This is a genomic window from Streptomyces javensis, from assembly GCF_039525925.1.
Lineage (GTDB): Bacteria > Actinomycetota > Actinomycetes > Streptomycetales > Streptomycetaceae > Streptomyces > Streptomyces asiaticus.
Map to the genome: position 1 here is coordinate 20,240 of NZ_BAAAIF010000074.1, position 12,040 is coordinate 32,279.

The window sequence follows — 12,040 nt, forward strand, 5'->3', positions numbered from 1 at the left end:
CACATCCGGCTACTCGCCGCCTCTGAGCGCTTCCCGGTACTGCTTCGCCCGGTCCGCGTACACCTGGGCGTTCAGTTTGATGCCTTCTCGTTCCTCGTCGGTCAGGGGGCGCTTCACCCGCGCCGGCACCCCGGCCACCAGGGAACCGGGCGGTATCTCCATCCCCTGCGGCACCAGTGCCTGGGCCGCGACCAGGGATCCCGCACCGATCCGGGCGCCGTTGAGGACCGTCGCCCCCATGCCGATCAGAACCTCGTCCTCGACCGTACAGCCGTGCACGACCGCATTGTGCCCGACCGAGACCCGCTCGCCGATCGAGACCGGGAATCCGGGGTCGACATGCACCGTGCAGTTGTCCTGAATGTTGCTGTCCGCGCCGAGGACGATGGGGCCGCCGTCACCCCGCAGCACCGCCTGGTACCAGACGCTCGATCCCGCCGCCAGCACGACGTCGCCGATCACCACCGATGTGGGGGCCACGAACGTGTCGGGGGCGATCCGCGGCTCCTTCCCGTCGATGCCGAAGATCAAGGCGCGCACCGTCTCTCCCACCTGGTCGTTCCCTTCGCGTTCCACTCCCCGGCCGACAGGTCCAGCGGAGCCGTCCAGCGGTTCGACCGATCCGGCCGGTCCGCCCCGAGTCCTAGTCCCCGGCCGGGACCGGCTCCGGCTCCGCGGTCTCCGAATCGGCCGCCGTGACCGCCGCGGCCTTGGCCTTCTTGGAGCGCCACTTCATGACCAGCATCGAGCCGAGTCCGAAGAGCAGGGCCAGCACGAGCCCGAGCCAGGAGAAGCGCTTCAGCCAGTCCTCCGCGACCTTGCCCAGGGAGTAGATGACCGCGGTGGTGCCACCGGCCCAGACGATGCCGCCGAGCACATTGGCGATGAGGAACTTCCAGTACGGCATGCGCAGCACGCCCGCGAGCGGCCCGGCGAAGATGCGCAGCAGCGCGATGAACCGGCCGACGAAGACCGCCCACATGCCCCACTTCTGGAAGGAGCGCTCGGCGGTGGCCACGTGCTCGGCGCTGAAGTGCTTGGGGAATTTGCGGCCCAGCCAGGCGAGCAGCGGCTGTCCGCCCTTGCGGCCGATGAGATAGCCGATGGAGTCGCCGATCACCGCGCCCGCGACGGCGCACGTCCCCAGGATGTAGGGGTTGATGTGGTCCTGGGAGGCCGCCAGCAGCGTCGCGCTGACGAGGACGATCTCGCCGGGGAGCGGGATTCCCAGGCTCTCCAGGCCGATGACGATACCCACGAGCAGATACACACTGACCGCGGGCACGGTCTCGAGCCATTCCTCGATATGCAACGCCGGTTCCTCCCCATGTGGCGACCGCTTCCCGGCGTGCGCCGGACAGGACGCGGCGCACGCCGGGAAGCCTACTCAATCGGCGCGCGGTCGCCATCATCCCCAAGTCGTGCTCCGGCTCGCGTCGGCTCCGGCGGAAGGAGGACGGGCCCGGGGCCGGGCTCGGGGTTGGGAGGCCGGGCTCAGGACTGGGGGCGCAGGGTCCACACGATGGACATTTCGCCCGTAACCGCACCGTCCTCGCGTGTGATCGCGACGTTCACCGGGAATTCAGGCCGCTCCCCCGCGTCCAGCTCGGCGACCACCTCGGCGGCGGGCCGGCCGAGGGTGGCGGTCGCGGTGACGGGCCCCTTGGCGAGCTTCTTGTAGCCGATCTCGGCACGCACGGCCAGCGGCACGGCACGGCCGAGCTGATCGCCGAACGCCGCCAGCACGATGGCGCCGCTCGCGGACTCCGCCAGGGTGAACATCGCGCCCGCGTGGGGGCCGCCGACATGGTTGTGGAAGTCGGGCTGGTCGGGCAGGCACAGCACCGCGCGCTCGGGCGACGTCTCGCGGAACTCCAGGTTCAGGGTGCGCACCATGGGCACCGTGGCGGCGAGCATCTCGCCGACGGAGGGCAGGGTTTCTGACATGCCCCGGAAGTTACCACCCAGTAGCAAACGGGGAAAGGGGCAGTTCAAGGGGCAGCCGTAGCAGCTGTCGTCGGCCCCCTCTATCGTTACTGGCCATGTGGCCAGGACAGCAGCCGCCCGGGGGCGAGCAGAACAACCCGCACGATCGGAACCCCTATCAGCAACCGGGGTATCAGCAGCCGGGATACAACCAGCCGAACCCGTATCAGCAGCCGGGGTACCAACAGCCGAATCCCTATCAGCAGCCGCCCCAGCAGCAGCCGGGGCAGTCCGGCCAGCCGGGGCAGCAGCAGCCCGGTTACGGCCCGCCGCAAGGTCCGCCCGGCCAGCAGTGGGGCACTCCGTCCGGCCCGCCCGGCGCACCGCAGCCGCCGCGCGACAACAAGAAGCGCACGACCACCATCGCCATCGTCGCGGCCATCGCGGTCGTCGCGGCCGCGGCCATCACCGGTGCGCTGGTCCTGAACAAGGACGACAGCGACGGCGGTGACGAGTCGAAGGGGAAGGACAAGACGCCCGCGTCCACGTCGGCCCCGGCCTCCGAGGAACCGAGCGAGGACCCGGGCGGCGGCGGTGCGGACAACCCGCGCGCCGGCGGTGACGCCACCGACGTCAAGGCGGTCATACCCGGCTGGAAGCCGGTGGTCAGCCCCAAGCGGCACAACGCCTTCGACGTCCCTCCGGACTGGACGATCGAATCGCCGGGCCTGAGCACCGGTTTCGAGGACGACAAGGGCAAGCCGCTCGTGGTCATGTCCGCTCCGGCGCGGTACAAGAAGGACTACTGCTCGGTCAAGGACAAGGACGGCTACGTCGACAAGAGCCACGCCGCCGGGGCGGGCTCGAAGGGCGCCCAGGGCGCCAAGAGCGAGGCGTCGGCCGCCAAGATCGAGGCCGAGAACTGGGTCTTCGCGGCCTTCGACCAGAAGCAGACCGGGACCCGCAAGGTCACCGACGCCAAGAAGTTCAAGAGCGCCCACGGTCTCGAGGGCTACACCGCGTCGGCCACCGTCACCGGGGTGAAGAAGACCGACAAGTGCACCACCGACGGCAAGTCCGTCACCGTGACCTACACGGACACCAACGGCGACTTCGCCACCTGGGTCCTGTACTCGGTCAAGGGCACCAAGGAAGAGGTCCCGGACTCCACCATCAAGAAGATCATGAGTTCGCTGCGGCCGGTGAAGTCGGAGGTCTCCTGACCTGAGGTCGAAGGTCTCCTGACCTTCTGACCGCTCCGGCCATGGCGGCCGGAATTCGGTTGGACGCCGGGGCCCGCCCCCAGGGATAGTCCGGATGTGACGACTCCTCCGGCCCCGCGCCCCCGACCGCACCGCCCCGCGTGGGCCGGCCGCAACCACACACTGCTGACCACCGCCGCCGTGGTGACGGGCCTCGGAAACGCCGGAGCCCTCATCGCGGCGGCGTTCGCGGTGCTGGAGGCGGGCGGGGACGGCGGCGACGTCGGGCTGGTGGCGGCGGCCCGCACCCTTCCGCTGGTCGTCTTCCTGCTGATCGGCGGCGCGGTGGCGGACCGGCTGCCCCGCCACCGGGTGATGGTCGCGGCCAACAGCCTCAACTGCCTCTCGCAGGCGGTGTTCGCCGTGCTCGTCCTGTCCGGCGAGGCGCGGCTGTGGCAGATGGCCGTGCTGTCCGCGCTCGGCGGCACCGGGCAGGCGTTCTTCTCCCCCGCCGCCGAGGGCATGCTGCTCTCCAGCGTCAACGGCGAGCAGGCCGCCCGCGCCTTCGCGCTGTTCCGGATGGGCATGAACGGTGCGCAGATCGGCGGGGCCGCGCTCGGCGGCGCGCTGGTCGCGGTGGTCGGCCCGGGCTGGGTGCTGGCCGCCGACGCCGCCGCGTTCGCGGTCGCGGGCGCCCTGCGCTCGCTGCTCGATGTCAGCGCCGTCGCCCGGCGGGAGCCCGGCGGCGGCATGCTGCGGGATCTGCGCGAAGGTTGGCGCGAATTCGTCGGACGGCCCTGGCTGTGGTCGATCGTCGTCCAGTTCTCCGTCGTCAACGCGGTGGTGGGCGCGGCAGAGGCGGTGTTCGGCCCGCTGGTGGCCGAGGACCATCTGGGCGGGGCGCGCCCCTGGGGGCTCGCGCTCGCGGCGTTCGGCGCGGGCACCGTCCTGGGCGGGCTGCTGATGGTGCGCTGGCGGCCGCGCCGGATGCTGCTCGCGGGCTCCCTGTGCGTGCTGCCGCTCGCCCTGCCGTCGGCCGCGCTCGCCGCCCCGGTGCCGGTCGTGCCGCTGGTCGCGGTGATGTTCCTGGTCGGGGTGTCGATCGAGGTGTTCGGGGTGTCCTGGATGACCGCGCTGCACCAGGAGATCCCCGAGGACAAGCTGTCGCGGGTCTCGGCGTACGACTGGTTCGGCTCGGTCGCCATGGTGCCGCTCGCCACGGCGCTCGCGGGCCCGGCCGAGGAGGTGTTCGGCCGGGCGGCCTCGCTGTGGGGCTGCTCGGCGCTGATCCTGGCGCTGACGCTGGCGGTGCTGACGGTCCCGGACGTACGGCGGCTGCGCCGGCGAGAGACCGAGCCCGTCGCCGAGGGCGGGCCGGCCGCCGCCACGGACACCGCGCCGGAGCCGGTCAGCCCACGCTGAACGCCCCGTCCGGCGGCTCGGGCGAGGGCGTGGCGGCCTCGTCCCGCACCGGCGCCGCGCCCCCCATGAACCGCTCCAGCGCCTCCCCGTACTCGACCCTGGCCGGGAAGGCGTCGGCCGCGGTGCGGCGGGCCAGCACGGCGACCGGCGGTTCGGACTGGGAGGCCACCAGCACGGCGTTGCCGAACCGGCGGCCGCGCAGCACCGACGGCTCCGCGATGAGGGCGAGATGCGCGAACGCGGTGCGGTAGGTGGCCAGTTGGGAGCGGAGGAAGTCGAACGGCGCCGCGTCGGCCAGATTCGCCGCGTACCACCCGCCCGGCCGCAGCGCCCGGGCCGCGGCGCGGGCGTACTCGACTGAGGTCAGATGCGCGGGCACCCGCGAACCGTCGAAGACATCGGCCACGATGACATCGGCGGACCCCTCGGGCGCGGCCTCCAGCGCGGTCCGGGCGTCCTCGGGCCGCACCGTGATGCCCGCCCCGGACGGCAGCGGAAGGTACTCGGCCACCAGCTCGAGCAGCCCTCGGTCGGCCTCGATCACCACCTGGTGGGAGCCGGGGCGGGTGGCGGCCAGATAGCGAGGCAGCGTCCAGGCCCCACCACCCAGGTGCAGTACGTCGAGCGGGGCGCCGGGATCGGCGGCCGCGTCCAGGACATGGGCGATCCGCCGCGCGTACTCGAACTCGAGATGGCCCGGATCGTCCAGGTCGACGTACGACTGCGGGGCGCCGTCCACGGTGAGCAGCCAGGCGCGCGGGCGGTCCAGGTCCGGCATCAGCTTGGCGGTGCCACCGTCCACGGCTCGGCTCACGGGTATCGGCTCGTTCACCCCCTCATTGTGCCGTCGCGCGCATGCCGTGGCCTCCGCTCGCCCGCCCCCACGGGGGGGGCGGACGAGCGGGGCCGGTGCCCACTACGGCAGCACGGTGGTGACCGTGCCCGCGCCCACCGTGCGGCCGCCCTCGCGCACCGCGAAGCCGAGGCCCGGCTCCAGCGGTACGGCACGGCCGAGCTCGACCGTCATGGTGACCGTGTCACCGGGGCGCGCCACCGCGGTGGCCCCGAGGTCCACGGCGCCGACCACATCGGCCGTACGGAGGTAGAACTGCGGGCGGTAGCCGGTGGACACCGGTGTCCACCGGCCGCCCTCGGCCGCCGACAGGACGTACACCCGCGCGGTGAAGCGCCGCCGCGGCACGAGGCTGCCGGGCGCGGCCACCACATGGCCGCGGCGCACCGCGTCCCGTGCCACCCCGCGCAGCAGCAGCGCCACGTTGTCGCCCGCCTCGGCCGACTCCATGGACTTGCCGAAGGTCTCCACGCCGGTGACCACCGTGGCCACGTCGGTGCCGGGCACCTCGACCCGGTCGCCGACCCGTACCGTGCCGCGCTCGATGGCGCCGGTGACGACCGTGCCGCGTCCGGTGATGGTCAGCACGTTCTCCACCGGTAGCAGGAACGGCGCCCCGGTGTGGCGCACCGGCGTCGGTACGTAGATGTCCACGGCGTCCAGCAGCGCCTCGATCGCCCCGGTCCAGCGCGGGTCGCCCTCCAGCGCCCGCAGCCCGGAGACCCGTACGACGGGCGTGGTGTCGCCGGGGTAGCCGTGCGCGGAGAGCAGCTCGCGCACCTCGAGCTCGACGAGGTCGGTGAGCTCGGGGTCGCCCGCGTCGGCCTTGTTGAGGGCCACCACGATGTGGTCGACGCCGACCTGGCGGGCCAGCAGCACATGCTCGGCGGTCTGCGGCATCACACCGTCGAGCGCGGAGACCACGAGGATCGCCCCGTCGATCTGGGCGGCGCCGGTCACCATGTTCTTGATGAAGTCGGCGTGGCCGGGCATGTCGACATGCGCGTAGTGCCGGGTGTCGGTCTCGTACTCGACATGCGCGATGTTGATGGTGATACCGCGCGCGGCCTCCTCCGGCGCCCGGTCGATACGGTCCGCCGGTACGTAGGCGCCGCCGGTGCCGCGCTCGCTCAGCACCTTGGTGATGGCGGCGGTCAGCGTGGTCTTGCCGTGGTCGACATGGCCCATGGTGCCGATGTTCAGATGCGGCTTGGTGCGCACATAGGTCTGCTTGGACATGCGACGGTCTCTCCTCGTCAGCGGGGGTGGGAAGCGCGGACCCCAGAACCTCGCCGACCCTCCCCCTGGGGGATCCGTCGGAGTTGTCCGAGGAGGGTCAGCTTCGGGCGCCGTCGAGGCAGGCGGCGGGAACGGCGGCGGGCGGGTCCGTGGTGAGGGCGGCGACCGCGGCCGGAGCGAGAGAGGGGACGGCAGCCTTCGGCGCGTCCGCGACCGCGGACGTCGGCGTGAGGAAGGCGAGCCGGAACATGCTGTGATCTTCGCGCACTGTTCGGTCCGCGTCGAATGGTTTTCGGTGCGTTTCGATGCGTGTGGGGTGGGTGGGGCGGGTGGTCCGGAACCGCTGCCGACAGGGATCGGAAACCTCCGCCGACGGGGTTCGGAACCGTCTGTCGACGGTCTGCCGACAATCGGACGACAACCTGACGACATCACAGCGTCCGCCGGGCCCGGTCGGTTACGCTCCACCGATGCTCGATGTCGCCCCGCCGCCCGCGAAACCGGCCACGCGCCGCGCCCGCGCCGTGCTCCTCTCGCCGTGGTCGCGGCTGGGGTTGCTGGCCGCGCTGCTCACCGGTTCCGCGATCACGGTCTGGCTGTGGCAGCCGCAGCGGCTGCTGACCCACGGCTGGCCGGAGTTGTCGGGCGGGACGGCCGTGGCGCTGTTCACGGCCGCGTACGGGGTGGGCACCGCCGCGCTGGTGCCCCGGCCGCTGCTGAACCTGGCGGCCGGTGCGCTCTTCGGCATCCAGGCCGGGCTGGCCACGGCCATCGGCGGCACGGTGATCGGCGCCGGGATCGCCTTCGGCCTCGGGCGGCTGCTGGGGCAGGACGCGCTGCGGCCGCTGCTGCGGGGGCGCTGGCTCACGGCGGCGGACCGGCAGTTGAGCCACCACGGGTTCCGGTCGATGCTGGCGATCCGGCTGTTCCCGGGCGTACCGTTCGCCGCCGCCAACTACTGCGCGGCCGTCTCCCGGATGAGCTGGCCGTCGTTCCTGCTGGCCACCGGTCTTGGCAGTGTGCCGAACACCGCCGCGTACGTGGTCGCGGGCAGCCGTGCCACCACCCCCACCTCGCCCGTCTTCCTCCTCGCGCTGGCCTTCATCACGGTGCCCGCCGTCGCGGGGGCGCTGGTGGCCTGGCGCAAACGCGGCCGTATCCGGGGCTGACCGGCCCCAGGACCGTCAGCCACCGGCCGGTCCGGTGGCTGAGGCGGACGTGGCCGCGGCGCGTGCGGACAGCGGCTCGGCGATGTCCTCCAACGGCCGCCGCTCCGCCGGAATCGCGAGGAAGACGGCGACCAACCCGGCCGCGACCATGAGCGACGCCCCGATGGAGAAGGCCAGCGCGGTGTCGGCGACGACTCCGCTCGCCGTCAGGTCCGAGAAGATCAGCGGACCGCTGATGCCCCCGGCCGCCGTGCCGATGGCGTAGAAGAAGGCGATGGCCAGGGCGCGCGTCTCCATCGGGAAGACCTCGCTGACCGTCAGATACGCCGAACTCGCACCGGCCGAGGCGAAGAAGAGGACCACACACCAGCAGGCGGTCATCGTGGTGGCGTTGAGCCAGCCGTTGCCGAACAGCCAGGCCGTGATGAACAGCAGCACACCGGAGAGTACGTACGTCCCCGAGATCATCGGTCGGCGGCCGACCGAGTCGAAGAGCCTGCTCAGCAGCAATGGCCCGAGGAAGTTGCCGAAGGCGATGACCGTGAAGTAGTAGCCGGTGTCGCCGCTGGCCACGCCGAAGAACTTCACCAGGATCGAGCCGAAGCCGAAGGTGATGGCGTTGTAGAGGAACGCCTGCCCGATGAAGAGGGCCAGCCCCAGGAACGCGCGCCGGGGGTACGCCCGGAAGAGCGTCCGGGCGATCTCGAGGAAGCCGGTGCTCTTCCGCGTGCGGATCGTGATGGCCTTGTCCGGCTCGGGGAGGCGGCGCCCGGTCTCGTCCTCGATCCGCCGTTCGGCCGCCGCGACCAGTTCCTCGGCGCCCTCCGTCCGGCCGTGGATGAACATCCAGCGCGGGCTCTCGGGGACGTTCCGCCGGACCAGCAGGATGACCAGGCCGAGGACGACGCCGAGGGCGAAGGTGAGCCGCCAGCCGACGTTCAGCGCGAAGAAGTCGGTGTTGAGCATCAGCACGGAGAGCAGCGAGCCGCCCATCGCGCCGAGCCAGAAGCTCCCGTTGATGACCAGGTCGACGCGGCCCCGGTACTTGCTGGGGATCAGCTCGTCGATCGCGGAGTTGATGGCGGCGTACTCCCCGCCGATGCCGAAGCCGGTGAGGAAGCGGAAGAGGAAGAACCACCAGGCGGAGAAGGAGATGGCGGTGAGCGCGGTGGCGGCCAGATAGACCCCGAGCGTGATCAGGAAGAGCTTCTTGCGGCCGTAGCGGTCGGTGAGCCAGCCGAAGACCAGCGCCCCGGTGCAGGCACCGGCCACATAGAGGGCCGCCGCCGCCCCGGTGACCTGCGCGTCGGTGATGGGCAGCCCGCTGCCGGGCTCGGAGAGACGGCTGGCGATATTGCCGACGACGGTCACCTCGAGACCGTCCAGGATCCATACGGTGCCGAGGCCGATCACGATCATCCAGTGCCAGCGTGACCAGGGCAGCCGGTCCAGCCGTGCCGGGACCTCGGTGGTGATCGTCCCGCCCGGCCCGTTTCCGGCGCCGCCCCCGGCCCCGTCCCGTCGGCCGCCCTGTCCTCCGTCGTGCCCGATCGCGGTCATACGGTTCGACTCCTCAGCTGTCCTCGGCTGGGCCGAGCCCCGAGTACCCAAGGTCACAGCGCTGAACCGATGGTCTGACCAGGCCCTTGATGGGCCGCGCAGCCGGGGACGCTACGCTGCCCCCACGACCGGCCGTTGATCCTCGACGGTCGGCTTCCCACTGACCGCCCCGCCTGAATCGGTCATGCCTGGACATCTGAGACCAGGGACCGAGCAGCGCACGATCAGCCTTGGATAGCGAAGACTCAATGTCGTGGTTTGAATCATTCATCCTCGGGCTGGTCCAGGGGTTGACTGAGTTTCTTCCGATCTCCTCCAGCGCCCATCTGCGGCTCACGGCCGCGTTCGCCGGCTGGAACGACCCTGGGCCCGCCTTCACCGCGATCACCCAGATCGGCACGGAGCTCGCGGTGCTCATCTACTTCCGCAAGGACATCGTCAACATCGTGTCGGCCTGGTTCCGCTCGCTCTTCAGCAAGGAGTGGCGCGGCAACCACGACGCCCAGATGGGCTGGCTGGTGATCGTCGGCTCGCTGCCCATCGGTGTGCTCGGGCTCACCCTCCAGGACGCGATCGAGGGTCCGTTCCGCGATCTGCGGCTCATAGCCACGACCCTCGTGGTCATGGGTGTCGTGCTGGGCTTCGCGGACCGGCGTGCGGCCCGTGATGAGACGGGCGGTCGCCATCGCGTCGCCAACCAGCGCAAGACGCTCCAGGAGCTGAGCATCCGGGACGGGCTCATATTCGGGGTCTGCCAGGCGATGGCGCTGGTGCCGGGCGTCTCCCGGTCGGGCGCCACGATCAGCGGCGGACTGCTGATGGGCTACACCCGCGAGGCCGCGGCCCGCTACTCCTTCCTGCTCGCGGTGCCGGCGGTGCTGGCCTCGGGCGTCTTCGAGCTGAAGGACGCCTCCGAGGGCCATACCGAGTGGGGCCCGACGATCTTCGCGACGGTCATCGCCTTCATCGTCGGCTATGTGGTGATCGCGTGGTTCATGAAATTCATTTCAAGCAAGAGCTTCATGCCGTTTGTGATCTACCGGATCCTGCTGGGCATCGCGCTCTTCGCACTCGTCGGCTTCGGTGTGCTGAGCGCCCACGCGGCCGAGTCGGCAGGCTGACGCACCCCTTCCCCGGCATGGGCGGGGAGATGGGCCGCCGGCCGAGGAGGGAGGAGTCCGGCGGCCCCTTCGCTCAGGTCTGGCGCCCCCTGAGCGGCATGGCACGAGTCAAGCGCCATGCCGGGCGATGGGGAAGGGTGTGCGGTAGATATATGCAAGCACTCGTATCACACCGGGTGTGAATTCCTCACCCAGCGCGCACCCCTGCCCTCAGCCGCGGCCTCACGGGGACGATGACCCCGTCGGCCCGGTGACGATCTCCACCAGCTCACTCAACGAGTCGATCCGCCAGTCCGCCATCGCCGCGTCGGCCGTATCGGCCCACAGATACGCCCATGGCCCCCGGCGGATGTGCGCGGCCCGCAGCCCGGCGGCCTTGGCCGGCCGGATGTCGAAGGCCGGGTAGTCACCCACGTACACCGTGTCCCCCGGCGCGGCACCGCCGAGCTCCAGCACCCGCCGGAAGAACTCCGGGTCGGGCTTGACCACCCCCCATCCACTGGACGTCGCCACGGCATCGACCGGGAGCCCCATTCCCCGCAGCAGCTCCCCCATCCGCAGCGACTGGTTCCCGGCCAGGACCACCCGCAGCCCGGACGCCCGCAGCGCACCGAGCGCGGACCGTACGTCCGGGTACAGATCGGACTCGTCCAGCCGCTCCCCCCGCCCCGCCGCCTCCCGCGCCCGCCGCTCGGCGTCGACGTCCACGCCCGGCCGCAGCAGCCGGATCGCGTCCCCGTCGTCCCGTCCCCGCGCGACAACGGCCCCCACCAGCGCGGACAGGGTATGCCGGGGCACCCCGAGCCAGTCGGCCCAGGAGCCCCAGTAACGGTCCTCACGGACGAGGGTCGAGCCGATGTCGAACACCACGCTCTCCACCACCACGACCCCTTCCCATGGACCGTTGGACCGTGCCCCTCACGCCTTCTCCGGCCCCCGGCCCTCCCAGTCCGCGTAACGGATCCGGGCCAGATCCAGCACCTCACCGACCGTGCCCCATTCGTTCTTCCCCAGCCGGGACAGCGGCCGCAACCTGGTGACCTCGGCATGCCCGTCGACCATCACCCCGTCGTCGATCGCGGCATGCACCACCCGCCCGAAGACCACCGTCGAGTTCCCGAGCCCCATCGTGCTGTGCACCACACACTCCAACGCCACCGGCGACCCCGCCACCCGAGGCGGCTTCACCCGCAAGCTGGCCTCCTGCTCCACCCCCACCGCCTCGAACTCGCTCACCCCGTGCGGAAAGTCCGTCGCGGTCGCGTTGACCTGCTCGAACAGTCCCTCGGGCGCGAGGTTCACCACGAACTCCCCGGTGTCCTCGACATTGCGCAGCGAATCCTTGCGCCCCACGGAGGTGAACTGCACGACGGGCGGAGCCACGGCCGCGACGGTGAAGAACGAGTGCGGGGCGAGGTTCGCGGCACCGTCCTGGCCGACGGTCGACACCCAGGCGATCGGCCGGGGCACGATGACCGAGGTCAGCAGCTTGTAGAAGGGGGTGGTGCCCATGGTCTCGGGATCGAAGTCGATACGCATGCCGCCCAG

General features: G+C 71.3%; 13 protein-coding genes. 4 read left to right on the plus strand and 9 right to left on the minus strand.

Annotated features, from left to right (window positions below; translation table 11 throughout):
* Window positions 1-9 precede the first annotated feature (9 nt).
* The 3 genes from ABD329_RS39935 to ABD329_RS39945 all read right to left on the minus strand — a co-directional run bounded on the left by ABD329_RS39935 (window position 10) and on the right by ABD329_RS39945 (window position 1,947).
* Window positions 10-552 carry a gamma carbonic anhydrase family protein gene (locus ABD329_RS39935; protein ID WP_198278266.1) on the minus strand — a complete coding sequence of 181 codons (543 nt, stop codon included), beginning with the start codon at window positions 550-552 and terminating at the stop codon, window positions 10-12.
* 91 nt (window positions 553-643) lie between these two features.
* Window positions 644-1,312, minus strand: coding sequence for a DedA family protein (locus ABD329_RS39940; RefSeq protein WP_138916321.1), 669 nt, complete (start codon window positions 1,310-1,312; stop codon window positions 644-646).
* A 182-nt stretch (window positions 1,313-1,494) separates the two neighbouring features.
* Entirely contained in the window at window positions 1,495-1,947 is a 453-nt protein-coding gene (locus ABD329_RS39945) for a DUF4442 domain-containing protein (RefSeq protein WP_198278267.1), read from the minus strand.
* A 95-nt stretch (window positions 1,948-2,042) separates the two neighbouring features.
* Here ABD329_RS39945 and ABD329_RS39950 point away from each other — a divergent pair, with 95 nt between their 5' ends.
* Window positions 2,043-3,149, plus strand: coding sequence for a DUF8017 domain-containing protein (locus ABD329_RS39950; RefSeq protein ID WP_198278268.1), 1,107 nt, complete (start codon window positions 2,043-2,045; stop codon window positions 3,147-3,149).
* Window positions 3,150-3,245: 96 nt separating this feature from the next.
* Window positions 3,246-4,550, plus strand: coding sequence for an MFS transporter (locus ABD329_RS39955; protein ID WP_198278269.1), 1,305 nt, complete (start codon window positions 3,246-3,248; stop codon window positions 4,548-4,550).
* Here the strand turns inward: ABD329_RS39955 and ABD329_RS39960 are convergent.
* From ABD329_RS39960 to ABD329_RS39970, 3 genes are all read right to left on the minus strand, one after another.
* A complete protein-coding gene (locus ABD329_RS39960) occupies window positions 4,537-5,382 on the minus strand; it encodes a spermidine synthase (protein ID WP_198278270.1) in 846 nt (281 codons plus the stop codon). The two genes, ABD329_RS39955 and ABD329_RS39960, sit on opposite strands and share 14 nt — an antisense overlap.
* Before the next feature lie 84 nt (window positions 5,383-5,466).
* The gene (gene tuf / locus ABD329_RS39965; protein WP_198278271.1) at window positions 5,467-6,642 is read right to left on the minus strand and encodes an elongation factor Tu; all 1,176 of its coding nucleotides are present in this window, start codon (window positions 6,640-6,642) and stop codon (window positions 5,467-5,469) included.
* Window positions 6,643-6,739: 97 nt separating this feature from the next.
* Window positions 6,740-6,892 carry a hypothetical protein gene (locus tag ABD329_RS39970; RefSeq protein ID WP_198278272.1) on the minus strand — a complete coding sequence of 51 codons (153 nt, stop codon included), beginning with the start codon at window positions 6,890-6,892 and terminating at the stop codon, window positions 6,740-6,742.
* A gap of 220 nt (window positions 6,893-7,112) precedes the next feature.
* On the opposite strand from ABD329_RS39970, the gene ABD329_RS39975 reads away from it, so the two are divergent.
* Window positions 7,113-7,811: a TVP38/TMEM64 family protein gene (locus ABD329_RS39975; protein ID WP_198281648.1), complete on the plus strand. Its 699-nt coding sequence runs from the start codon at window positions 7,113-7,115 to the stop codon at window positions 7,809-7,811.
* A 15-nt stretch (window positions 7,812-7,826) separates the two neighbouring features.
* On the opposite strand, the gene ABD329_RS39980 is transcribed toward ABD329_RS39975, so the two are convergent.
* Window positions 7,827-9,371 (minus strand): MFS transporter, encoded by a 1,545-nt coding sequence (locus tag ABD329_RS39980; protein WP_246619109.1) that lies wholly within the window; start codon window positions 9,369-9,371, stop codon window positions 7,827-7,829.
* A 248-nt stretch (window positions 9,372-9,619) separates the two neighbouring features.
* Between ABD329_RS39980 and ABD329_RS39985 the strand changes: the two genes are divergently transcribed.
* Window positions 9,620-10,492: an undecaprenyl-diphosphate phosphatase gene (locus ABD329_RS39985; RefSeq protein ID WP_198281649.1), complete on the plus strand. Its 873-nt coding sequence runs from the start codon at window positions 9,620-9,622 to the stop codon at window positions 10,490-10,492.
* A gap of 222 nt (window positions 10,493-10,714) precedes the next feature.
* Here ABD329_RS39985 and ABD329_RS39990 read toward each other — a convergent pair whose 3' ends face one another.
* The gene (locus ABD329_RS39990; protein WP_344317694.1) at window positions 10,715-11,374 is read right to left on the minus strand and encodes an HAD family hydrolase; all 660 of its coding nucleotides are present in this window, start codon (window positions 11,372-11,374) and stop codon (window positions 10,715-10,717) included.
* 36 nt (window positions 11,375-11,410) lie between these two features.
* Entirely contained in the window at window positions 11,411-12,031 is a 621-nt protein-coding gene (locus ABD329_RS39995; RefSeq protein WP_198279295.1) for a flavin reductase family protein, read from the minus strand.
* Between the last annotated feature and the right edge of the window lie 9 nt (window positions 12,032-12,040).